The sequence below is a fragment of the Sporosarcina sp. resist genome, from assembly GCF_014302295.1.
In the GTDB taxonomy this organism is placed as follows: Bacteria; Bacillota; Bacilli; order Bacillales_A; family Planococcaceae; genus Sporosarcina; species Sporosarcina psychrophila.
Map to the genome: position 1 here is coordinate 943,253 of NZ_CP060287.1, position 24,875 is coordinate 968,127.

Consider the following 24,875-nt stretch of genomic DNA (forward strand, 5'->3'; position numbering starts at 1 on the left):
AGTGAGGCTGATGAATAAAAATGAAAGAATGTTGTTTTAAAATTAATTTATCTTTAGAAGAAGCTAAAAAAAAATATTGTAGTTGGATGAATGAAGAGATTGAATTTGAGTTGGATGAGTACGGGGATTGTGTTGATAAATCAGTACACATTTCTGAAACTGAAGATGGATGGACATATTTTGTGGACTTTGAAGGAGGAGCATTCTTTGGTTTATCGAATCAGGCATGGACGAAACTGGCAAATGGTAGATCTGTTATCTATGCTTACTATGATGAAGATTTAAATGCAGAACTTATAGTAATAAAAAATGGTACGTTAATAAGAGAGTTTTCACTTTATGAAGATGAACCAGATGCTAATGTGAATTTGGGAGCATTTGAATATGAAGAACATTCACCAATAGTAGATTGGAAAGATGTAGTTACTTTTCTTGAAAAAGAATTCACACTTAATTAATAGGTGCTTATTGTAACTAACGGGGTAGGTTCGTTTAACATGGTTTAATCTATTTTTTGTTGAATTTGACAAAAGAAAGGAGGACACAAAGTTGGATATTAGATATCAAAAATTAATCTCATGGGTTGAAGATATAAAGGAGCTAAATCACTGCTCCGCATCGGCATTGCTTATACTTAAGGATGATGAAATGGTACTAGAGCATTACAGTGGAAGCCACTCTAATAGAGAAGGTTCATTGCCTATAACGCAATTTTCACAGTTTAATGTTGCATCGGCGAGAAAAAGTTATTTAGGGCTAGCTGTTGCATATGCAATCCATGAAGGTAAAATTAAAAGTCTTGATGATTATGCAGTAAATTACTTTGAAGAATTTGATAAAGAATTACTTGGTAGAACAACCATTAGAAATTTAATTACGCATTCTCATGGTTTAAATGAGGACGAGTATGGAATGGTTTATAGAGAGTTTGACCCAGGTCAAGGGTGGGCGTATAGAGGGATTAATGTATTAATGATGACACAATTAATTAAACAACTATACAACCAAAGTGTTTCTGAATTGTTACACGAAAGAATCTTTTTACCTTTAGGTTATAAGGAAACAGCTTGGCAAACAAAAGAAAATGAAAATTTAGTTAAAGTTATTGTTAATCCTAACGAAGAGGCAACATCTAAACTGGGCAATTCAAATGATGGAACTGAGTCTAACCTTTATGTCTCTGCTCGAGAATTTGCACATTGGGGCAATCTTCATTTAAGAAAAGGAAATATAAATGGAGAACAAGTTGTTCCAAAAGAAGTAATTGAAATTGCAACACAAGTTCAAAGCCCTACATATAAAAATGCAGAAACCCCATTGAATGGTGCGTTTTGGTTTGTTCAAGGAACTCCGTCATTAAAAAGCGAGATTGGAGACCGAGTGCCTAAAGGTGCTTTTCAAATAATAGGGGTAACAGGTCCAACTTTATTAGTAATACCTGAATATAATGTTGTTGTTGCAAAGATGTATAACAAAAGATATAACTATGAAGGAATTGACGGGAAAAATTATCTCTATTATTTAAGAGAATTTAGTAATTTAGTAGCTGATATATTTTCTGAATAATTTCTCATTTAACTAACAGGTGCTTAAGTGAAGAGTCGGCTATCTTTCATCCATATTGCCTAAAATTATAACAACAGATGAAATAGAGTACTTAGTAAATAACCCGTAAAAATATAGGTGATAAAAGATCTTGGAGGTACCAGCTTTAGATTATGCAGGATGAATTCACTAATGCTTGTAGTTGCAATGAGGCCAATGGAGATCCCCATTAGAACACCTTGCTCTTTGGTAGACAGATTTACGTAATGCCCGATCCAGATGAATAGGCTAAAGCATAGCGATAAGCTGAGGAAACCTAAAAATAACTTCCATGGCTTTTTCCTTTGCGAAAGAAAAGCAGTTGTAAGTGCAAAACCTTCCGGAAGATGATGCAGAATTACAGAAGCTGTAATTGTGATGCCGACTATTGAACTCTCCATTAAGCTGCCAATGGTCATACTTAGCGGGATTGTATGGATGAGTATGGCAAGCATGAGCAAGTAAACGGAAGGACTTTGACCAGCAGATGGGTGGAATAAATTGCGAAGCACTAGAAAAAATAGGTATCCAATGAATACCCCCAGTATGATACCGAAAGACTTATACATCTTCAATGCGCTTGGAATGATATCAAGTGCCAGTAATCCTACTAAAAATCCACCGCATAGGAGTGATAATCCTGCGGTTGAATTGTGGAATAGTTTAGATACTAGCCAAGCAATTCCACCTCCGAAGCTTACACTTAAAAAAAGAAAACTGCCAAGTAATATTGCACTCACTTTCATCACCTACCCATTATAATTCGTAAAACCTCTCTACGAAATATATGCAGATTGCTCGCATCTATGAAGTACAACTTTCAAAGCAATAATGTGGGAGAGGCATTTAAATAAGTTGGAGAACATAAAAAGAAAAGCCAAGGTTGAGCACACGGCTCAGTCTTGGCTTTTCAAATTACTATTTCCTCTTCTTCGAATAAGGTCTCACCATCAGTCCCATCTCCGTTCGTTCTTTATCAAGAGCCTTATAAAACGAAATCATCATTAAAATGATGACGAAGGAGAAGGGGAATGCAGCAATAACCAATGCATTCTGCAGTGCGGTTAGCCCGTTGGCAGAGAGCAGAATGATGGAAACTGCTGCTTGTGCAACACCCCATGTCAGTTTCACAATATTTGGCGGATTAAGCGATCCGTAAGTTGACTGCATTCCGAGCACGAATGTGGCAGAATCTGCGGATGTGATGAAAAAGATGGCAATGAGGATAATTGCTAAAATCGATAGAAACATTGACATTGGCATCCCATTGAAAATGGCGAAAAGTGTCTCTTCTGTTTTCAATCCAGATAAGTCAGTTCCTTTCATTTGTACATCCATTGCCGTGGCACCGAAAACGGAAAACCAGAAAAAGCTAAGCAATGTGGGGAGCATCAAGACACCAACTAAGAATTCCCGGATGGTTCTTCCACGTGATACGCGGGCAATGAAGATACCAACAAATGGGGACCATGAAATCCACCACGCCCAATAAAAAATAGTCCAACCATTAATCCACGTACGATTGGCATCATCAAGCGGTGCTGCCCGGAAACTCATACGGGGTAAGTTTTGCAAGTAAAGACCGATTGTATCGGTAAATGTATTGAAGATTAACATAGTAGGTCCAAGTATGATAACAAGTATCAGTAAGATGACCGCAAGTACCATATTGATATTAGATAAATATTTAATTCCTTTACCTATACCTGACCAAGCAGAAGCAACAAATAAAATTGTTACGATAATGATGATGATAATTTGAACGGTAAAATTGATGGGGATATCGAATACATAAGATAATCCGCCGTTGATTTGAATAGCTCCAAACCCTAGAGTCGTTGCAACCCCTACTACCGTCGCGAAGATAGCGAGTAGATTGACCAATGTGCCTAAAGGACCGTTCATCCGATCTCCAAAAAGGGGCTTCAAAGTTGAGGAAATCAATCCAGGTTCCCCTTTACGGAATTGGAAATACGCAAGTGACATGGCAACTACAGCGTAAATCGCCCATGCATGAATACCCCAATGGAAAAATGTGAAGCGCATCGATTCACGAAAAGCAGCGTCGGTTCCTGGCAGTTCAGTTGCGGGGTCTATAGCAAAATGGGATAAAGGTTCGGCTGCTCCCCAAAAGACAAGTCCAATCCCCATTCCTGCTGAAAACAGCATTGCGAACCAGCTCATTCGAGAATACTCAGGCTTCTCATCAGGTTTTCCGAGCGTAATCTGCCCAATTGGACTGACGATAAAGAACAGGCAGAACAGTACAATTCCAGTGACAACGAGTAAATAATACCAGCCGAATGATGAAGTTATGAAGTTTTTCATATTCTCTGTTACGTTTTCGAAGCTTTCAGGTGCAAATGCTCCGAATAAAACTATCAAACCTATTAGACCGACCGAAATCCAAAAAACACCTGATACCTTTTTCATCAAATCACCTATTTTTCTTATAAGATAATGGTACACATCATTTAGACTAATCTTGTCCATTATTCTTCATTACCATGCACGCACCTCTAATTACATTCCCTCTCTCTGTCATTGTTAAACAGATAAGCTCAATAAAAAACGATTCCATCGGTGATGGAATCGTTTTTTTCATTAAGTGAGCATAGATAATAGAAAGTAGCTAATTAAAAACAGGAGAACTTGTCGATTCGATTAAGGTCGATCCCCATGTATTCCCATCTTCTTTGCCTATTACGCCATCTGTAACCGGCGACAGAAGTACGTCCGACAAAGACTGGGAAAAACCAAAAACCTTGTCTTCTGGATAGCCAGACATAGGTATAGCGGTAGAGACAACCACGGATTGCACCTGGATCTACTGCAAACAACTGGGTACTTGGATAAGCTGGTATGGTATTTGGTGGCGGAGATGATGGGGCTTGTTGTCCGCCCGGTTGTCCTTGGCCCGGTGGTCGTCCTGGAGGACCAAATCCCGGCATTCCTGGTCCCGGTGGCCATCCTGGAGGACCAAATCCAGGACTACCTTGGCCCGGCGGTCGTCCTGGAGGACCAAATCCGGGCATTCCTGGCCCAGGTGGTCGTCCCGGCGGACCAAATCCGGGCATTCCTTGGCCCGGCGGCCGTCCTGGCGGTGCAAACCCCTGCATGTCGTGTCCTGAGTGGAAAGCAACCATTTCCTGTTCAGGCATCCCGTAACCTGACATCTCTTGCTCTGGAGAAAAAGCTTGCATGTCGTAGCCCTGTGCCTCTTGCCCTGGAGAAAAAGCTTGCATGTCGTAGCCCTGTGCCTCTTGCCCTGGAGAAAAAGCTTGCATGTCATAACCTTGCATCTCTTGCTCAGGAGAGAAAGCTTGCATGTCGTAGCCCTGTACCTCTTGCCCTGGAGAGAAAGCTTGCATGTCATAACCTTGCATCTCTTGCCCTGGAGAGAAAGCTTGCATATCGTGTCCAGACATCCCTTGCCCAGATGAAAAACCTTGCATCCCCTGTCCGGACATTCCCATACCTGGTGACCAGCTATCATTCGCATACCCAGACGTATCTTGCGCCCGGTTTGCTTCATATCCTTCAGGTAATTTAGGGTACCATTGCTGTTCCCCTTGACCACCTGGTTGCATGTTGACCATTCGTTCACTCCTTCCAAGCGATTCTCTTTATCCTATGCGACGATGGGTGAAAGGGAATGGACTTTTTTTTTCGGAAGGTTTTTTAGTTTCGCCGGACTAATCTGACAAAGGGAATGGGGGTGGGTTTGGACTGACTTGGAATTGGTGGGAAAAGAGATTGCGGGAAATGATAATGCTTACTATAGATGTTGACCAAATGAATCCGGCGTTTGGGCTTTACAAGGGCTTTCCAGAGGTCGCTGAAAAGTTCTGATACTTGGAATGAAATAGAATTCCTACCAATACCGCTTCGCCGCTTTGTGGATGCCTCCCGCGATAAGCCAGAAAGAAGACCACTTGGAAGGGATTGAACTGCATCCTTCCTTAGTCTTATCGCTACGGCTACCACGAAGACGCGCCTTCGCTGGATGGTCTATTTGAGAAAGCGCATTTCATTAGCTGTGATCAAATTCGCAACCTGGAGTGCGTCTTTCTTGAATATAGCAAGCAACTGCAATTTTCACTTGAACGTTGTAGGTACGCGACAAGACGACCAAGGAGGAATGAACTGCAATTCCTCCCCAATTGGTAAAACTGTCGTGATTAGTTTAGCCGAAAGCGAGCCGAAAACGTACTGGTCCAAATGAAAATTTTTGCGCCTACCTTATTAGTATCTTTTGAAAGAAAATGGTTAATCAACAGACGTGTTTTGTCGATATAGAATTGTCGCTGTTGTAGAGTATCCAACTCCTGTTGCACGGTGCGTGCTATGGATTACTCAGTTTATCAAAGCCACTCCAACTATATATCCGGTACTACCTACTTGGAATTAACTAGGTTGCATACCTCGCTAGTTTAACGAAAAAGCGGTGTTAGAAGAACATTCTATTTATTAAGTGCCGACAATATAGTAACTTCACTGCTTTATCTCACTACAATAGCACCCTATTAGCACGGACTAAATTTTCTGAATACCGAACAATAAAGCGCTTTCATCGTGTACGATACTAGTAGAATAGTAAGGAGGGGTTCATAGTGGGGAAAGCATCTGAAAAGGTTATTCGTTACCGTGGGACTGAGTTGAACACGAAGGGGTGGCAGCAGGAGGCGGCGCTTCGTATGCTGATGAATAACTTAGACGCGGAAGTGGCTGAGCATCCGGATGACCTTGTTGTTTACGGTGGCATTGGAAAGGCGGCACGAAATTGGGAGTCGTTTGACGCAATTGTCCGCTCGTTGAAAGAACTTGAAAATGATGAAACATTACTTGTGCAATCGGGGAAACCAGTTGCGATATTCAAGTCACATACAGACGCACCAAAAGTATTGATTGCGAACTCGAATCTAGTCCCGGCCTATGCCAACTGGGAACATTTCCATGAGCTCGATAAAAAAGGACTTATGATGTACGGACAAATGACGGCGGGAAGCTGGATTTATATCGGTTCACAAGGAATCGTGCAAGGGACATACGAAACGTTTGCGGAACTGGCGAAACAGCATTTTGGAGAGTCGCTGAAAGGCACGATTACACTAACTGCTGGGCTCGGGGGGATGGGGGCTGCACAGCCGCTAGCGGTAACGATGGCCGGGGGAGTCTGTATCGGTATCGAAGTAGATGAAACGCGAATTGATCGCCGAATTGAAACACGCTATACCGATGTGAAAACAGATTCACTTGAAGAGGCGATCCGTCTTGCTGAAGAAGCAAAAAAAGAGGGCCGTGCACTGTCAATCGGTCTGTTAGGTAATGCGTCGGAAGTGCTTCCTGCGATGCTTGCGATTGGATTTATCCCAGATGTGTTAACTGATCAGACATCTGCACATGATCCGTTAAACGGTTATATTCCATCTGGAATGTCACTAGAGGAAGCCGCGAAACTGCGAGCGGAAAATCCGGAGGCGTATATCAAACGGTCGAAAGCATCGATGGCAAAACATGTCGAAGCAATGCTAGACATGATGGATAAAGGTGCGATTACGTTCGACTACGGTAACAACATTCGTCAGGTGGCGAAAGATGAAGGCGTAACTCGTGCATTCGATTTCCCAGGATTTGTTCCCGCCTATATCCGTCCACAGTTTTGTGAAGGAAAAGGGCCATTCCGCTGGGTTGCTCTATCAGGAGATCCTGAAGATATTTATAAAACAGATGAAGTTATTTTACGTGAATTTGGTGATAACAAACATTTGTGCAACTGGATTCGAATGGCGCAAGATAAAATTCAGTTTCAAGGACTGCCGTCACGGATTTGCTGGCTAGGGTACGGAGAACGTGCCCGCTTTGGAAAAATCATTAATGATATGGTCGCTTCGGGCGAATTAAAAGCACCGATTGTCATTGGGCGAGATCATCTCGACTCGGGATCAGTTGCATCGCCAAACCGTGAGACGGAAGCGATGAAAGACGGTTCGGATGCAGTAGCTGACTGGCCGCTGTTGAATGCAATGATTAACGCAGTCGGCGGAGCTACTTGGGTTTCCATTCATCATGGGGGCGGCGTTGGGATGGGTTACTCCGTTCACGCAGGTATGGTTATTGTCGCGGATGGAACCAAAGAAGCAGAAGCTCGAATCGAACGTGTATTAACGACAGATCCAGGAATGGGTATCGTCCGTCATGTTGATGCGGGCTATGAACTTGCCGAAAAAACGGCGCGGGAAAAAGGGGTCAACATTCCGATGATGGCAAAAGAGGCGATTGAAGAATGACAAAAATTATATGGATTAAACATGCAGCGCAACTTGCGACGTTAGCCCAAGCTGGTACAGCCCCGCGAATAAAAGAAGCGATGAATGATTTATCAATTATAGAAGACGGCAGTATCTGGATAGAAGATGGGATCATAAGAGCAGTCGGCACGACTCAACAATTAGAAGAGCAGTTCAAAGACCGCGCCCATGAAGCGGAAATCACAGACGCAACTGGTCATCTCGTTACGCCAGGCATCGTCGATCCGCATACACATGTCGCCTATGGTGGCAGTCGCGAACGTGAATTTGAAATGCGACTTGAAGGCGCGACCTATATGGAAATTATGAATGCAGGTGGCGGTATTCATGCGACAACAAAAATGACTCGTGAAGCAACTGAAGATGAACTTGTTGAGCAGACGAAGAAACGCCTTGATTCGTTTCTGAAACACGGCGTCACAACTGTCGAGGGGAAAAGTGGGTACGGCTTAGATTTGGCAACGGAACTAAAACAGCTCCGTGTCATGAAACGCTTGCAGCAAGAACATGCGATTGACCTTGTGCCAACGTTCATGGGTGCACATGCAGTGCCGACAGAATTCAAAGGACGGGAAGACGAGTATATAGATCTTGTCGTCAATGAAATGCTTCCTGCCGTTGCCAATGAAAAGCTAGCAGTCTTCAATGATGTATTTTGTGAAGTCGGTGTTTTCACACCTGAACAATCACAACGGATTTTAGAAGCAGGGAAAAAGTATGGTCTGATACCAAAAATCCATGCGGATGAAATTGAACCCTATGGCGGCGCGGAACTGGCGGCGAAAGTTGGAGCGATTTCAGCAGAGCATTTATTGAAAGCGTCTGATGAAGGAATTAAAGCGATGGCAGATTCCGGAACAATCGCTTGTTTATTGCCAGCAACCGCGTTATATCTTAGGGAGCAAGCAGCACAAGGGCGCAAGATGATTGACGCTGGCGTACCGGTCGCGATATCGACAGATTGTAATCCCGGATCTTCACCGACGACATCGATGCCACTTGTTATGAACTTAGCGTGTATATCGATGCGACTAACACCGGCAGAAGCGCTTACTGCCGCGACGTATAACGCGGCTTGTGCAATCCAAATGGCAGATAAAACAGGATCATTGGAAATAGGTAAACAAGGGGATGTCGTTCTATGGGACATTTCAAACTACCAAGAACTTCAATACTTGTTCGGGGTGAACCATGTTAAGTCCGTCTGGAAAAAAGGTGTAAAAGTCGTTGGATGATTAATATTAATTAAAGGATGGTTGTCATGATTGAATTAACAGGATCGTCACTAAATCTGGCTCAAATGAACGACATCATATATAAAAAAATCGGGGTTTCATTGAACGATGAAGCCTTGGAACGTGTTAATAAAAGCCGGGCTGCGGTTGAGAAAATTGTTAGTGAAGACCGGACCGTATACGGGATTAATACGGGGTTTGGTAAGTTCAGCGACGTTAAAATCGATGAAAAGGATACGAAAGCATTGCAATTACACTTGATCCGATCGCATTCATGCGGCGTTGGAGAAGCGTTTCCTGAAAACGTTTCGCGTGCGATGGTGGTACTACGTCTGAATGCGCTTTTAAAAGGTTTCTCCGGAATCCGTGCAGAAGTGCTAGAACGGTTTGCTTATATGGTGAATAATCGCATTCACCCGGTCATTCCACAGCAAGGTTCACTTGGTGCATCAGGTGATCTGGCGCCATTGTCTCATCTCGCGCTTGTTTTACTTGGCGAAGGATTTGTCTGGCAAGACGGCTTGCACGTTCCAGCTGCAACTATTTGGAATGAGCATGGCATGTCGCCAATTGTGCTCGAAGCGAAAGAGGGGCTAGCGCTCATTAACGGGACGCAAGCAATGACTGCGCAAGGCGTTGTCAATTATTTGGAGGCAGAATCACTTGCGTATGCTAGCGAGTGGGTTGCTGCAATGACAATGGAAGCGCTCTATGGAATTACGGACGCATTTCATCCGGCGATTCACGAAGCGCGCGGTTATCCGGAACAAGTGGATGTGGCGGCGAGGATGCTGGATTGGTTGAAAGGGAGTCGTCTGACAACCATTCAAGGCGAAAAACGTGTCCAAGACGCTTATTCAATTCGTTGTATTCCACAAGTGCACGGCGCGAGCTGGCAAGTACTTGGTTATGTAAAAGAGAAGCTAGAGATTGAGATGAATGCCGCGACGGATAATCCACTTATTTTCGATGATGGCGATACGGTTGTATCTGGCGGTAACTTCCATGGTCAACCGATTGCGTTTGCGATGGACTTCTTGAAGCTGGGCGTAGCAGAACTTGCAAGTATTTCCGAACGTCGTATTGAACGGCTCGTTAATCCACAATTGAATGAAGGATTGCCGCCGTTCCTGAGTCCAGAACCTGGGTTACAATCGGGTGCAATGATTTTACAATATTCAGCAGCCAGCCTTGTTTCTGAGAATAAAACACTTGCACACCCAGCGTCCGTTGACTCGATTCCATCTTCTGGCAACCAGGAAGATCATGTATCAATGGGAACAATCGGTGCCAGGCATGCACATGCCATCATAAAAAATGCGAGAAATGTACTCGCAATTGAAGCGCTTTGCGCACTGACAGGCTGTTCCATTAGAGGGGCAGAACAAATGGCACCAAAAACCCGTGTCAAGTTCGATCAATTGCTGGAAATCGTGCGACCAATTGAAGAAGATCGTATTTTTACGCCGGATATTGAAAAGCTTGCTCAATTTCTAGTCTGATAACTAGCAAAAAACCGAAGCGGATTTTAGGAGGCTTCGGTTTTTTGTATTGTCTCTCTTTGAGAACTTTGAACTTTTTACTCGTTATCATCATGTTCATTGGTCAGGCAATTCCGCTTCTTCCACCAGCTAAAGCGGTTGCGGAGCGTTCGAGTTGAACGATATGCGCATCAGAATTGGCTTTGCCCGTCATAATATCAGCGAGAATTTTTGAACCAAGCATACTGTAAACAGTTCCATTACCTCCATAGCCAAGTAGATAATAATGATTTCTTTTTGATGGATGCTCTCCGATGAATGGTAAGTTGTCCAGAGATTCTCCAAATGTTGCACAATAAGCGTAGTCAATTTCAATCGGAAGTTCGGGGAAAAGTTCTTGCAGCTGTTTTTTTAAGATTGCACCGTGCTTCATAATCGATTCATTTGAAAGAGGGGCTTGGGGTTTGTCCTCGTCGAGCCCGCCTACAATGATTCGGTTGTCCTCCGTTGTCCGCATATAGAGATACGGACGCTTTGATTCCCAAATGAGCGCATTTTTATGCCAAATCGGAGAATCGTCAATTGGCTCAGTGACAATGACGTACGAACGGTTAATGTCGACACCAATTCGTTTTCCTACAGGAAGGGTCTCGTATCCAGTTGTAAAAAGAACATTATCCGCATAAAATTCCCCGGCAGATGTGGAAATGTGCAACAGTCCATTTTCGTCGTTTATGTCCGTCACTTCTGTAAATTCGAAGAGATGGACGCCCATTGATTCGACCAATTGTAATAGTCCGTTGACGAATTTGTAAGGGTTCACTTCAGCATCACCGTATGTCACGATTGCTCCCGGTTTCGAAAACGGCAGATGCTTGCAGATTTCTACCTCGTCCCAAAAATCGCAAGGAAATCCATAATGCGTTAATGTATCATATTCTTTCCTAATGCGTTTTAAATCATTTTCGTCACTTGCATAATAAATGCTTGGCCGACTGATGAAATCAGGGTTAAGCGGCAGTCGTTCAGCTGTCTTTTTTAGGTTTTCCATTGCTTCCAAGCATAACTGATAAAAACGTACAGCATCCTTTTCTCCAATTTGTTCGATTAATTCATGGAGCATGATGTCATTTGAATATTGAAGCAATCCCGTATTTGCCATTGTGCTGCCAGTAGCCATCTGCCGCTTGTCTAGCACTGCGATCGAATGACCTTTGTCAGCCAATGCAAGTGCCGAAAGAGCTCCCGACATCCCTCCACCTACAATAATGACATCATAATGTGACGCGATTTCTACTTTTTTTCGTTCGGGGGGAATTGGCATCGTTCCTGGCCAATACAATGAACCTTCGTGAATATGCATACTTACAACCTCCTCTATGAAATCTATTATTCTTTACCCCAAAACTACTGATTGAAAGCATGTTATCATTGATGAAGTTCTACTAATAAAGTTTGGCAGATGGAGGAAGAAGATTAAATGACTATAGAAGAAAAACCACATATTTTAATAATCGACGGAATGGCACTCTTATTCCGCTCCTTTTTTGCAACTTCGGCGATGGGGCATTATTTCCCGAATGACGCTGGAATTCCGACGAATGCAGTGCAGGGGTTTGCCCGTCATACTATGACAGCGACCTCGATATTCAAACCTACACATATGGCGGTTTGTTGGGATATGGGCGCGCAAACGTTCCGCAATGACTTATTTGAAGGATATAAAGAAAACCGGCCTGCACCGGCGCCGGAGCTCGTACCGCAGTTTGATATGGCAAGAAGTGTTTCTGAATTAATTGGTTGGAAAAACTACGGAGTGCCAGGCATGGAAGCAGACGATCTGATTGGTTCATTCGTTCAGGCTTGGGAGGGGAAAGCGGAGATTACAATCGTGACTGGCGATAAAGATATGTTGCAGTTGCTTAGACCGGGTGTCCGTATTGCATTTACGAAAAAAGGTTTTAATGTTTACGATATTTACACAGAGGAACGTTTCATTGAAGAGTATGGAATTACCCCTATCCAGTTTATTGACACAAAAGCATTCACTGGGGATACAAGTGACGGCTATCCTGGAGTGAGAGGCATCGGACCAAAAACTGCACTTAAACTCATTAAAGAATATGGATCGGTGGAAGGCGTGATTCAATCATTGCATGAGTTGACGCCGGCAATACGCAAGAAAATCGAGGAAGAGATGGACATGCTCTTATTATCCAAAAAACTTGCAGAAATCCATTGTGAATTAAAAATGGATGATCCAATCGAAACCCTGAAAATACCTGTTTATGATGGAGTTGTAAGGGAACTGATAGATAGAGAAGGTTATTCCATGATTGTTAGACAAGCGGATTCGCTATTGCTATAAATATACGAGGGGGATGCGTGTGAAAAAAGTTTACAATATATGCGCATAAAAATCGCGGCGGAAGCCAAGAAAATAGTTCAAGCTTGGGCTACTTGTCCGAGGGCATTTCTACAAAGAAAGGCGAAGTGTCGACCCACTGAAGGAATTTCACCATGGTGCAAAAGCGAACGCGATTTGTTTGAGCATTGCAGAAACGGTTAAAAGCAAGGGCATCGAATTCTATGAGGATGTTAAGAAAAATTTAACGGTTCTAAGTATTCAACAAATTATGAGGTTTTAGTTCAGTACTTGCCCTCAACGAAAAACATTAAAGCCACTTGTAGCACTAAATAAAATAGCCGTCTATACGATTAAAAAAATCGTATAGACGGCTATTTGTCATGCGTACCGTGATATGCTTTGTTTTGTTTTAACTTGGGACGTGGCAATCTGTTGGTAGGGTCTTTGGCGAGCAGTTGATCAAGCGCTTTGGAACCCGTTAGATTGATTACAGGCAACTGTTCAAATACGTAGGTTACGTAAATCAACGGATTTAAGTGATTTTCTTTGGCAGCTTCCACGATACTATAGGCGATTGCTTTTGCGTCTTTCTTCGATTGAGAGAAAAGCAATTTTTTCGACCAATCACGAAGGGCTTAATTGCTCGTTCACTTCGATTATTATGCGGCCATCCTGTTAAAAGCACACTAATCCGTGCCAAAAGAGAAGTAACTAAAGGATTACTTTAGTTTAAGAAATGGAGCTAAATACTTCCGTGAATTGGTGTTATGTCTACACATTGAATACGGAATACATATGAATAATCATTCGAATTAAGAAAGCACAAAATAAGAAAATTAGTAGCATAAACCAGCGAGATAAATGAAAAAACTCCCCACAACTAGTAGTAGGGAGTTTACAATTTCATTCAAATTTACTTTAGAGGGATTCCCACAAGGGCTATAGTCTCTAAATCATTTATTGAATCAATTGAGATTTCCCCATTATATCTATTCACAACTTCCTTCACTATAAATAAACCTTGCCCTCTTATCTTTCCTTGTTCTGCATTTTTTGTTGAATATCCTTGTTTAAAAATATGTTCATTGTCACTAATTTTAGGTCCAGTATTCGTTATCTTAAATAGATACTGCGTAACATCCGTTTGACAGCTAATTGTTATTTTACGTTCAGCTACAGGTAATGCAACTGTTGCATCAATTGCATTATCAATTAAATTCGACAGTATTATGATTAAATCTGTTGTTTTTATTTTATCGAATGCATCATGAGAAACCGTAAAATTCATATCAATATGATAATTTTGTGCAGCCAGTTTCTTTGTTTGCAGTAAGATTGATAGACCAGGATGATCTATATTTAATTTTAGACTTTCTAGCGCCAGAACTTCTTTTGACAAAGATGATATGTATTGCTGAGCTTGCTTAGATTCCCCTAGTTGAAGTAGTCCGTGTAAAACCTGAATATGATTGGTGAAATCATGTCTTAAAGAAGATATGGAAGTGATTAACGTTTTAAGTTCAGCTTGGTATGTATCTTCTGTATAGCCGACTTCCTTTGCCACTTCTTGTTGATACCATCTTTGCAAAAATAAAAAAGATCCGATTACGACCAAAATAAAGGCACCATTAAAGACGAAGAGAAGGATATTATTTTTCAGTACTGTCCCTTTAATATAATCAAGTGTATCAACACTAATATCGATACCTAAGTATCCCATGACAATTCCTGCTTCATCCTTTATAGGCACTCCAACAGAAAGAAAAGTGCCATAAACGGCATCCTCAATTACATCTGTAATATAGGTATTTCCTTCAAAGGCTATTTTGACCTGCTTTTCGGGCACTGTACCAACCGATCCAATGCTATAGCTCTCTTCTAATTCCTTGGGTAATCCGCCTATCATTGAGTTCGATACTATTGGATTATCGATTTTCAGTGTATACACAAATAATGCACCCAGTTTTTCTCTTGCATCAACTAGGTAGTTTGTTAATTCCCAATAATAGTCGTTTTTCGCAGGATTATTCAAAAATTTCTGATACGTTTCTTTGTCTATCGCAGACGCAATGGATTCTGCTGCTGCAAGACTTTGATTGGCGATTGACTCTTCAACTGTCTTTTTTATCTTCACATAAGAGGTGAAGACATTTAAACTTGTAAACAACAATAACAAGATAGCAGATAATACTAAAATAAGTTTAATTTTACTATTTTTCATAAAAATTAGTACTTCCTCATCTGTTTTAATTGAAAAGCATAGATTATCCGAATCTACTATAAAATATTCTTTTGCCAATGAAATTAAAAATTCGCTTTTCACAAATAGCATTACTATCATATTTTCTTGAAGACATTCCTTGTTTAACCTACTGTAATAGAATCACGAAATCTAATAAGGTCAGTCGCTTCTCATTAGGTTCGATGTTTGTTGAAGGTACTATGATATCGCTATTTAGTTCTTCACTTTCATAAGTGTAGTCATTTGTGGCAGTAATAATGACTTTATATAAACCACTCGTGACATTTGAAACAATGATGTAAAAGTCGTTTTGATTTTCATTATTTGTTGGACTCACTTCAAAAGCTGCTGATAAATGTTCAATGATAGTTTTTTAGGTGAATTGACTTGTCCCTCGACTAATGCGGAATAATTCACTATTAAAATAGAAACGATTAATAGAATTGTTACTATAATTACCACCTTTTTTCATCATAACCATCATCACTATAAGATTATTATAGCAATTTTTGGGGTATTTACCTAATCGTACTATACAAATTGATGTTTTTCTTATTGAGTAACAAAGCTAAATACTGCCGAGAACGGGTGTTATGTCTACTAGGGGGGATGCAGCATTCGAACTGGAATTAGAGCACTTTCAAATCTAACACAATACTTCATATTTATATTTACAATTTCTTTAGATGCGTTAAACCTATTAACTATTTAAGGTCGTCAATGAATCAATATATTTCTGAATTTAACAATTAAATACATGATAAATAGTGCATTATGTGAAATAATGTCAGGATAGTGTTGTAGTAACTCATGATCAGTTGGTTAACTAATTTAAAAAAGGTGGGAACTATATATGTTAAACAAATGAATACGACGTATACGCTTTACAAGGGCTTTTGGGAGGCCACTGAAAAAGACCTAGTAATTAGAATGAATTAGGATTCCCACTAATGCCGCTTCGCCGCTTTGTGGATGCCTCCCGCAACCATAAAACGCTCGTACAGCTAGGATCAAAAGTTTGGCCACGCTGAAGCAGACTTTAGCGTATATAGAAAAATGAAAAAATCCTTATCCGAGTCGGAAACTGATTCGGGTAGGGATTTTTGGATTTACTATTCAGTAGGCTCAATCTTTATAAAAGATAAAATTGACCTATTCATCTTATATGAAATATGCCGGACCTGGCTATCCCGGTTTCTTCCCCCGTTGTCATGAATAAAGAGAAAAATATCGTCAGTTGTCTCTTCATAGCCTATGACAGGTACCCAATGATAGTCGAATCCATACTTGCCGCGCCAACGAAATGTAAACCATTTATCAAATTTTGCAGCGACGGGCCGGCCGTTGTCGAGTTGTCTTTTCACTTCATCAATAGTGCACCCCGCAACTGTCCATTCTACTCCAAGCACTTTGCGCATATTTCGGATGAAGCGGTATTTGAATAAACCAATTTTTGTGCTACCTAGGAGACGATATAATTCATTTGTTGTGTAAGGGCACCCCTGTGGAAAAAGATGTTGAGTCATTACAAATGCTGTTACCGGTCCGCATGCTGATGATCGAATCGATTGTTCAACATCCTCATCAAATTGGGATTTTCCTTTGACGTTCAATATAGTTTTCATTCATCTACCTCCAGAAAAAAAGAGCTCTACCTAGCGTGAGATCACTGAAAAAGTTCTAATACTTAGAACTAATTAGAATTCCTGCCAATACCGCTTCGCCGCTTTGTGGATGCCTCCCGCGATAAGCCAGAAAGAAGACCGCTGGGAGGGATTGAACTGCATCCCTCCTTAGTCTTATCGCTCCGGCTACCACGAAGACGCGCCTTCGCAGGATTAACTATGTGCGAAAGAGCATTTCATTAGCTGTGATGAAATCTGCAACCTAGAGTGCATCTTTCTTGACTATAAGTAGTATCAACTAGAAATCACATTAAAGTCTCGGTATATAAATCTCAAAATCACATTTCTCTCGATAATGAATACCCTAGCGCAGGCGCGGCAAAGGGGTCGCCGAAGCCGTAAGACTGGATGCGAAGCGCTAATCCAGGCTTAGGGCGAGAGGCATCCCCAAAGCGCCAAGCGATCTACAATCCAAAAACCGAATAACATCTCTCTCATTAATTGAGCGCCACGGCAGATTCAATAGGATTCTGTAATTCAACATATATAGTTAGTAGATTATCACCGTAGCTCTCACGGTGATAACACGAAAGTTTGTACGTTGAAATACTTATTGCAATACAGTATAGTCTTCCTGGTAGCAAGTGAAGGTATTCAAATTTGGTAGAAAAAAACTCACTTCATTAAAACAATTGAAGTGAGTTTCCTGTTTCTTTAAGTAATACTGCTAATGAAGTTCTGAAGTTTACGTAGGTTTCAATTTCCAAGTGGATGCCGGCAGATACGATTTCTCTGACAATCCTCGGATTAAAACCGACAAAAATTGGACGTACCCCCATCAGTTTTAATGTGTTATTCAGTTGATTGATTTCAAGAGTAAGTATATTAAAATCATATTCCTCAACGTCTTTGAGACCTACCCCGGTGAAATCGAATACTGCACACACCGTACTTCTATGAATTCCAACATAATCGAGAACGCGGGTGCGGATCAAATTAAAGCGATCCTGACCGGTGTGACCCGAAATCGGGACGAGAATCGTATTTTCGACGATTGAAGGAATGATTGGTGCTGATGTTTCAAGTATAATCTTTTCATAGGAAGCAATTTTAGCTTTAAGCAGTTGGATTTCATTCTCGTAGTCCACTAATACACACCCCGTTATCATTTTTTTTAGTATACTTCATCTAGATAAAAGGTGCACCGAAAATGAAAAAACGGATAGACATAAGTCCATCCGTTTAGGTAAAGCTTCTATACAGTTACGCTTTTACGCCTTCAAGGAAATCCGTCACTTGTGATGGCGATTTTGCATTTGCACTATGCAGATGCGCTTGCTTTTCACCGTTTTGGAAAATCAGTAAACTAGGAATTCCCATGACGTCATACTTATCAGCGATTTCCGGCAGTACGTCACGGTCGACATCATACCATGTGTATTCATCATATTTCTCGACGATTGGATCAATAAACATATCCATACGTCTGCAGTCAGGGCACCATCCTGCCTGGAATTTTACAAGTGCTTTAGAATCGCCGACAATAATTTCATTAAATTGTTCAACTGTTGTAATTGGTTTCATAATATATATTGACCTCCTTTATATGGACAGTGTACAACGTAATCACTTTAGTCGGGTAATGATATGTTTCAGATAGGAAGTTGAAAAAATTTAGATTTAAATATTGCGAAAACTAGCAATATGTTCTACACTGAGAGATATAGAAACGGTTTCTATTTTTTTTGCCCATTAAATGAATGAGTGTTCATTCAAACGAAAAAAGGGAGGCTTCGCAAGTGACTTATCAAATTAAAAAAGCGGCAGTTTTAGGTTCAGGCGTTATGGGTTCGGGTATTGCAGCTCATCTCGCTAATATAGGAATTCCAGTTTTACTTTTGGATATCGTTCCTGGAAAGTTAACTGAAGAGGAAGCTACAAAAGGGCTTACGCTTGAAGATGGCATCGTACGAAATAAAATTGCGGCAGGTGCTTTGCAGAAATTAGTGAAACAAAAACCTGCACCCCTAACGAAGAAAAGTAATCTGTCCCTTATTGAAGCAGGGAATTTCGAAGATGATCTGGATAAATTAAAAGAAGTTGACTGGATTATTGAAGTGATTGTTGAAAATCTTGATGTTAAAAAAGGTTTGTATGAAAAAATAGATGCAGTTCGTAAACCAGGTACAATCATCACTTCAAATACATCGGGTATTAGTATTGAAGCGATGGCGGCAGGACGTTCGGAAGATTTCCAAAAACATTTCATGGGCACACATTTTTTCAATCCACCGCGTTACTTGAAATTACTTGAGATTATTCCAGCGAGCACAACGGCTCCGGAAGTTATAGAGTTTATGACCCGTTTTGGTGAAGATACGCTTGGTAAGGGAGTTGTCATTGCAAAAGATACGCCGAACTTCATCGCGAACCGAATCGGTACATATGGCCTTCTTATCACATTACGCGAGATGGAGAAACGCGGCTATTCGATTGGAGAAGTTGACTCGGTGACGGGTACCTTGATTGGCCGTCCGACATCGGCAACATTCCGTACGCTTGACGTTGTTGGACTAGATACGTTCATGCATGTGGCGAAAAACGTTTACGACAAGACGGAAGGCGAAGAGCAAAAAGTGTTTGAATTGCCGCCATTCATGAAGAAAATGATTGATAATGGCTGGATTGGTGCCAAGGCAAAACAAGGATTTTATCTGAAAAAAGGTAAAGAGATTCTTGAACTAGATACAGAGACATTTGAATATAGTCTAGCTAAAAAATTGAAAACACCTTCTATTGAAATGGCTAAACAACAAAAAGGACTTGCTAATAGAGTGAAAACGCTCGTCTATGCGGATGATCGCACTGGTGAAATCTTGTGGAATATCCTGTCACCAACATTGCTTTATTCTGCAGAACTAAACGGTGAAATTGCAGATGATATCGTTGCAATCGACAATGCCATGAAATGGGGCTTCGGATGGCAGCAAGGACCATTTGAAATCTGGGATGCAATCGGCGTAGCAAAATCTGTTGAGAAGATGAAAGATGAAGGCGGGAAAGTTCCAGCATTCGTTCAAAGTTTGCTCGACAAAGGCTATGAAACTTTCTATAAAGAAGAAGACAATGAACTTTACTTCTTCGATGGAGAAGATTACAAGCTTGTTCCTGTTAATGAAAAAGTAATTGACTTGAAGCGCTATAAGCAAAAACATGGCGTTATCAAAAAGAATTCAGGTGCTAGTTTAATCGACCTTGGCGATGGAGTGGCACTTCTTGAATTCCATTCACAATCGAATTCAATTGGTCCTGACATCATTCAAATGATCAACTTCGCCGTTGATGAAGTTGAGAAAAATTTCAAAGGGCTTGTCATTGGAAATCAAGGCAAAAATTTCTGTGTAGGTGCAAACCTTGGAATGATTCTAATGGAAGCGCAGGATGACAATATCTTTGAACTTGATTTCACTGTTCGCTCATTCCAAAACGCCATGATGAAAATCAAGTATTCCTCAAAACCTGTTGTTGCAGCGCCATTTGCAATGACGCTTGGGGGAGGGACTGAGGTTTGTCTACCGGCAGCTCATATTCAAGCTTCAATGGAAACGTATATGGGACTTGTTGAAGTCGGCGTTGGTTTGATACCGGGTGGTGGCGGAAACGTAGGACTTTATACGAAACATTTAAAAGGATTGCCAAAGGGCGTTCACATTGACTATCAATTTGTTGCCAATAAAGTTTTCGAATCAATCGCGACTGCAAAAGTGTCTACTTCAGGAGACGAAGCATGTGAAAATAACTTCCTCGATTTCGCAGATGGTATTAGTGTCAATGCAGATCACTTAATCTATGATGCGAAACAGGCAGCTATTGCATTGTTTGACATGGGTTATAAAGCACCTAAACGTGAGAAATTCCCTGTTACAGGTGATTCGGGTTATGCAACGATGCTTCTCGGGGCAGAGGGCATGTTCCTATCTGGCTTTATCAGCGAGCATGATCTGAAAATCGCGAAGAAGCTGGCGTTTGTTTTATCCGGCGGAAAAGTACCATACGGAACACTTGTTGACGAACAATATATGTTGGACCTTGAACGTGAAGCTTTCCTTAGCCTTGTGGCGGAACCAAAATCACAACAGCGTATGCAACACATGCTCGTAAAAGGTAAACCGTTACGTAACTGATTTAAAGTGCATAGCAAAGAGGAGGAAATTCAATGCGTGAAGCAGTACTAGTAGCCGGTGCACGGACACCGGTGGGAAAAGCGGGTAGAGGTTCTCTTGTAACCGTACGCCCGGATGACTTAGGGGCACTTGTAATTAAAGAAACGTTGAAACGTGCTGGGGGCTATGATGGCCCAATTGATGACTTAATTATTGGTTGTGCGATGCCTGAAGCTGAACAAGGGATGAACGTTGCGCGAAATATTGGTGCACTTGCAGGTCTTCCTGATACGACGCCTGCAATTACGGTAAACCGATTCTGTTCATCAGGTCTTCAATCAATTGCTTATGCAGCTGAACGCATCATGCTCGGTCACTCGCAAGCAATTATTGCAGGCGGCGTCGAGTCAATGAGTATGGTACCGATGATGGGGAATACAATCCGACCGAATGCTCACTTAGCAGAAACGGCTCCACAATATTATATGGGAATGGGTCACACTGCTGAGCAAGTTGCAGTAAAATACGGTATCACGCGTGAAGAACAGGATGAATTTGCTGTGCTGTCTCACAAAAAAGCAGGTGCAGCGATTGCAGCTGGAAAATTCGATGATGAAATCGTGCCAGTCGAAGTCGTAAAGCGTTCTGTAGATGATAACGGAAAATATAGTGAGAAGAATTTCACATTTAAAATGGACGAAGGAGTCCGTCACGGAACAAGCGTAGAGGGATTAGCGAAATTGCGTCCGGCATTCTCCGTAACAGGTACTGTTACGGCAGGTAACTCGTCACAAACATCAGACGGAGCAGGCGCAGTACTTGTGATGGACCGCGAAGTGGCAGAAGCGCAAGGCTTGAAGCCAATCGCGAAATTCCTGTCATTTGCTGTAGGCGGCGTGCCACCTGAAGTGATGGGAATCGGCCCAATTGTAGCCATTCCAAAAGCACTTAAAATTGCAGGGCTTTCTATTGAGGATATCGATGTATGGGAGTTAAACGAAGCGTTCGCGTCTCAGTCACTTCAAGTTATCCGTCATCTAGGCCTTGATATAGATAAGGTGAATTTCAACGGCGGAGCAATCTCCCTCGGGCATCCACTCGGAGCAACAGGATCTATCTTAACAATTCGTATGATGAGTGAATTAAAACGTCAAGGTAAACAGTTCGGAGTCGTTACAATGTGTATCGGCGGCGGAATGGGCGCAGCCGGCGTGTTTGAGCTTTTGTAAACACTATATATTCGGCACCACTTATTTAGAATTAACTAGGTGATATACCTCACCAGTATAACGAACAATTCTAGCGAAGGAGCGACAAGTGTGAGCCGAAGCAATCAGACCGACAATGCTCTTCTGGCGGGCTTATTGCGTGAGGCCATCACCAAGCGACAAAGCGGTGTAGGAAGAACATTCTATTTATTAAGTGCTGACTATCTAGTAAACAAACCAGTGAATTTTATATTAATAGTGGACATATAAACCCTTAAGATTAAAAGGAGGAAACAACATTGACTGAATTAAAAACAAACGAACTGATTAAAGGTGGAGCTTTTCTAACGGAAGACATTGAAGCAAACCGTGTATTTACGCCTGAAGATTTTACTGATGAACAGAAAATGATTGCGAAAACAGCAGAAGACTACGTGAAAAATGAAGTTCAACCTGTTGTCGAAAATCTTGAAAACCATGAATTCGAGCACTCTGTAAGACTACTGAAAACTGCGGGGGATCTTGGACTTCTAGGAGCGGATGTACCAGAAGAATATGGTGGTCTTGGACTCGACAAAATTGCGTCTGCACTTATCTCTGAAAAGATGTCCGTAGCAGGCGGATTCTCGATTACTCATGGCGCACACGTTGGTATCGGAACCCTACCAATCGTACTTTTCGGAAATGAAGAACAAAAGAAAAAGTACTTGCCAAACTCTGTATCAGGTGACAAAATCTCTGCATATGCACTAACTGAGCCAGGCTCTGGTTCTGATGCATTGGGTGCGAAAACAAATGCGAAATTGAATGCTGCTGGAACACACTACATCTTAAATGGTGAAAAACAGTGGATTACGAACGCAGGATTTGCAGATATTTTTGTTGTTTACGCGAAAATCGATGGCGATAAGTTCTCTGCTTTTATTGTTGAAAAAGAATTCCCAGGTGTATCTGTCGGAGCCGAAGAGAAAAAGATGGGTATCAAATCTTCATCTACTCGTACGCTAATCTTACAAGACGCAGTAGTACCAGTTGAAAATTTGCTAGGTGAAATCGGTCGCGGACATATTATTGCATTTAATATCTTGAATATCGGTCGCTACAAATTAGGAGTCGGCACAATGGGCGGATCTAAACGTGCGCTTGAGCTTGCAATTACTTATACAAATCAACGTCAACAGTTCAAAACACCAATTTCTTCATTCAACTTGACGAAACAAAAACTATCAACAATGGCATCTAAACTGTATGCGGCTGAAAGCTTGATTTACCGTACAGTTGGTTACTTTGAAGAGCGTCAAAGCCAGTTGAGTCTTGAAGAGCAAAAAGATGGTAAAGCAATTGCGGCAGCAATCGCAGAATACGCAATCGAATGTTCTATCAATAAAGTCGTGGGATCTGAGGTATTGGATTACATCGTTGACGAAGCAGTTCAGCTTCACGGCGGATACGGCTTCATGCAAGAATATGAAGTAGAGCGCATTTATCGTGATTCACGCATCAATCGTATTTTTGAAGGGACGAATGAAATCAACCGTCTGCTAGTACCAGGTACATTCCTGAAAAAAGCAATGAAGGGCGAATTGCCATTGCTTCAACAGGCGCAAGCACTTCAAGAAGAACTTCTTATGATGATGCCTGAAGAAATCGGTGACGAAGCACTTGCACAAGAAAAAGCACTTGTGAAAAATGCTAAGAAAATCGGTTTGCTTGCTGCTGGTCTTGCTGCACAACGTTTTGGCACGAAGCTTGAAGCAGAGCAAGAGGTACTTGTAAATATTGCAGATATCGCTAATAATGTTTTTGCGATGGAGTCTGCACTTCTACGTACAGAAAAAGCAATTGCACGCAGCGGAGAAGAAAAAGCGCAACAGAAAATCCTTTACACACAAATCTTCTGCCAAGAAGCATTTGAAGAGATTGAAAGAGATGCAAAAGAAACACTTCTTGCGGCTGTCGATGGTGATAATCAACGCATGATGATTTCAGCGCTGCGTAAATTGACTCGCTCGAATCCGTATAATATCATCGCTAAAAAACGCGAAGCTTCAGTTAAGCTAATCGAAGCGGAGAAGTATATCGTATAACACGTCTGTAGATTAAAATTACCTTGATCACACACTGGGCGTTACGTGTAGTTGTTTTTGTATCGCTTTGAATTGAACAATTTCAATACCATTATCGAGATGTATTGATAAGTAGGGATGCGACTCTGTCGCATCCCTACTTATTCTTTCGGTAATCGCATGGTTTTTGTTCATTTGCCGCTCTCGAAAGACATTGATACAAGAGGTGCCGAAGTTTTTTTGGACGAAAGAATGGCTAGCTTCTCACCTAGAGATAAGCGGTCAAAGATATAATTTTGACCGCTCAATCCTTCTCTATAGTATCTCCATATTTATTTTAAGGAAGTGTCAATTTCCTATAAGGCATCACATAATCTTTGCAAAAGTAAGCAAAGAACGCAATGTACAACGTGCGAGAGTGCCCGAAATTGCATCTTCGGGCACTTACAATCTCTATAGAAAGTCATCTTTTCTATTCTTTCAAAGCACCTGCCCCACGGTAATAATATCGTAATTAATTCGCCGAAAGCGGGCCGGAAATAGTAAAGGGTTATAGCGGTTTACAAGCCCTACTCGCTATCGTATTATGCAA

Annotated in this window: 19 protein-coding genes and 1 pseudogene; 9 read left to right on the top strand and 11 right to left on the bottom strand. The window is 41.5% G+C overall.

Annotated elements, in window-relative coordinates:
- Positions 1–20: 20 nt before the first annotated feature.
- Complete coding sequence (locus H7992_RS04680; RefSeq protein WP_067206270.1) at positions 21–458, top strand: hypothetical protein; 438 nt, start codon at positions 21–23, stop codon at positions 456–458.
- Positions 459–555: 97 nt separating this feature from the next.
- Positions 556–1,566 (top strand): serine hydrolase domain-containing protein, encoded by a 1,011-nt coding sequence (locus tag H7992_RS04685; protein ID WP_370569993.1) that lies wholly within the window; start codon positions 556–558, stop codon positions 1,564–1,566.
- A gap of 65 nt (positions 1,567–1,631) precedes the next feature.
- Here H7992_RS04685 and H7992_RS04690 read toward each other — a convergent pair whose 3' ends face one another.
- From H7992_RS04690 to H7992_RS24600, 3 genes are all read right to left on the bottom strand, one after another.
- Positions 1,632–2,330 carry a ZIP family metal transporter gene (locus H7992_RS04690; RefSeq protein WP_187046773.1) on the bottom strand — a complete coding sequence of 233 codons (699 nt, stop codon included), beginning with the start codon at positions 2,328–2,330 and terminating at the stop codon, positions 1,632–1,634.
- Between the two features lie 172 nt (positions 2,331–2,502).
- Complete coding sequence (locus H7992_RS04695; protein WP_067213849.1) at positions 2,503–4,017, bottom strand: glycine betaine uptake BCCT transporter; 1,515 nt, start codon at positions 4,015–4,017, stop codon at positions 2,503–2,505.
- Positions 4,018–4,220: 203 nt separating this feature from the next.
- On the bottom strand, positions 4,221–5,183 hold the full coding sequence (locus H7992_RS24600) for a hypothetical protein (protein ID WP_255428594.1): 963 nt from the start codon (positions 5,181–5,183) through the stop codon (positions 4,221–4,223).
- A 1,014-nt stretch (positions 5,184–6,197) separates the two neighbouring features.
- On the opposite strand from H7992_RS24600, the gene hutU reads away from it, so the two are divergent.
- From hutU to hutH, 3 genes are read left to right on the top strand one after another with little or no spacing between them, the layout of a single operon-like run.
- A complete protein-coding gene (hutU, locus tag H7992_RS04705; protein ID WP_187046774.1) occupies positions 6,198–7,874 on the top strand; it encodes a urocanate hydratase in 1,677 nt (558 codons plus the stop codon).
- Positions 7,871–9,130 (top strand): imidazolonepropionase, encoded by a 1,260-nt coding sequence (gene hutI / locus H7992_RS04710; RefSeq protein ID WP_187046775.1) that lies wholly within the window; start codon positions 7,871–7,873, stop codon positions 9,128–9,130. Before hutU ends, hutI begins: the two co-directional genes overlap by 4 nt.
- A gap of 26 nt (positions 9,131–9,156) precedes the next feature.
- On the top strand, positions 9,157–10,632 hold the full coding sequence (gene hutH, locus H7992_RS04715; protein ID WP_187046776.1) for a histidine ammonia-lyase: 1,476 nt from the start codon (positions 9,157–9,159) through the stop codon (positions 10,630–10,632).
- A 103-nt stretch (positions 10,633–10,735) separates the two neighbouring features.
- Here the strand turns inward: hutH and H7992_RS04720 are convergent, their stop codons facing one another.
- On the bottom strand, positions 10,736–11,974 hold the full coding sequence (locus tag H7992_RS04720) for an NAD(P)/FAD-dependent oxidoreductase (protein WP_187046777.1): 1,239 nt from the start codon (positions 11,972–11,974) through the stop codon (positions 10,736–10,738).
- A gap of 117 nt (positions 11,975–12,091) precedes the next feature.
- Between H7992_RS04720 and H7992_RS04725 the strand changes: the two genes are divergently transcribed.
- The gene (locus tag H7992_RS04725; protein ID WP_187046778.1) at positions 12,092–12,979 is read left to right on the top strand and encodes a 5'-3' exonuclease; all 888 of its coding nucleotides are present in this window, start codon (positions 12,092–12,094) and stop codon (positions 12,977–12,979) included.
- Positions 12,980–13,350: 371 nt separating this feature from the next.
- On the opposite strand, the pseudogene H7992_RS04730 reads toward H7992_RS04725, so the two are convergent.
- The 6 genes and pseudogenes from H7992_RS04730 to H7992_RS04760 all read right to left on the bottom strand — a co-directional run.
- Positions 13,351–13,640: pseudogene (locus H7992_RS04730) on the bottom strand (transposase); the annotation flags it as partial.
- 252 nt (positions 13,641–13,892) lie between these two features.
- Positions 13,893–15,302 (bottom strand): sensor histidine kinase, encoded by a 1,410-nt coding sequence (locus tag H7992_RS04740; protein ID WP_231885772.1) that lies wholly within the window; start codon positions 15,300–15,302, stop codon positions 13,893–13,895.
- A gap of 46 nt (positions 15,303–15,348) precedes the next feature.
- A complete protein-coding gene (locus H7992_RS04745; RefSeq protein WP_187046780.1) occupies positions 15,349–15,558 on the bottom strand; it encodes a hypothetical protein in 210 nt (69 codons plus the stop codon).
- A gap of 775 nt (positions 15,559–16,333) precedes the next feature.
- Positions 16,334–16,846, bottom strand: a complete 513-nt coding sequence (locus H7992_RS04750; protein WP_187046781.1) for a C39 family peptidase — start codon at positions 16,844–16,846, stop codon at positions 16,334–16,336.
- Between the two features lie 683 nt (positions 16,847–17,529).
- The gene (locus H7992_RS04755) at positions 17,530–17,994 is read right to left on the bottom strand and encodes an STAS domain-containing protein (protein ID WP_187046782.1); all 465 of its coding nucleotides are present in this window, start codon (positions 17,992–17,994) and stop codon (positions 17,530–17,532) included.
- 115 nt (positions 17,995–18,109) lie between these two features.
- Positions 18,110–18,430, bottom strand: a complete 321-nt coding sequence (locus tag H7992_RS04760) for a thioredoxin family protein (protein WP_187046783.1) — start codon at positions 18,428–18,430, stop codon at positions 18,110–18,112.
- Between the two features lie 215 nt (positions 18,431–18,645).
- On the opposite strand from H7992_RS04760, the gene H7992_RS04765 reads away from it, so the two are divergent.
- From H7992_RS04765 to H7992_RS04775, 3 genes are all read left to right on the top strand, one after another.
- Positions 18,646–21,030 carry a 3-hydroxyacyl-CoA dehydrogenase/enoyl-CoA hydratase family protein gene (locus H7992_RS04765; protein WP_187046784.1) on the top strand — a complete coding sequence of 795 codons (2,385 nt, stop codon included), beginning with the start codon at positions 18,646–18,648 and terminating at the stop codon, positions 21,028–21,030.
- A gap of 32 nt (positions 21,031–21,062) precedes the next feature.
- The gene (locus H7992_RS04770; RefSeq protein WP_067206302.1) at positions 21,063–22,238 is read left to right on the top strand and encodes an acetyl-CoA C-acetyltransferase; all 1,176 of its coding nucleotides are present in this window, start codon (positions 21,063–21,065) and stop codon (positions 22,236–22,238) included.
- Positions 22,239–22,516: 278 nt separating this feature from the next.
- Positions 22,517–24,304: an acyl-CoA dehydrogenase family protein gene (locus H7992_RS04775; RefSeq protein ID WP_187046785.1), complete on the top strand. Its 1,788-nt coding sequence runs from the start codon at positions 22,517–22,519 to the stop codon at positions 24,302–24,304.
- Between the two features lie 27 nt (positions 24,305–24,331).
- Here the strand turns inward: H7992_RS04775 and H7992_RS04780 are convergent, their stop codons facing one another.
- Entirely contained in the window at positions 24,332–24,478 is a 147-nt protein-coding gene (locus H7992_RS04780; RefSeq protein ID WP_187046786.1) for a hypothetical protein, read from the bottom strand.
- Positions 24,479–24,875 lie beyond the last annotated feature (397 nt).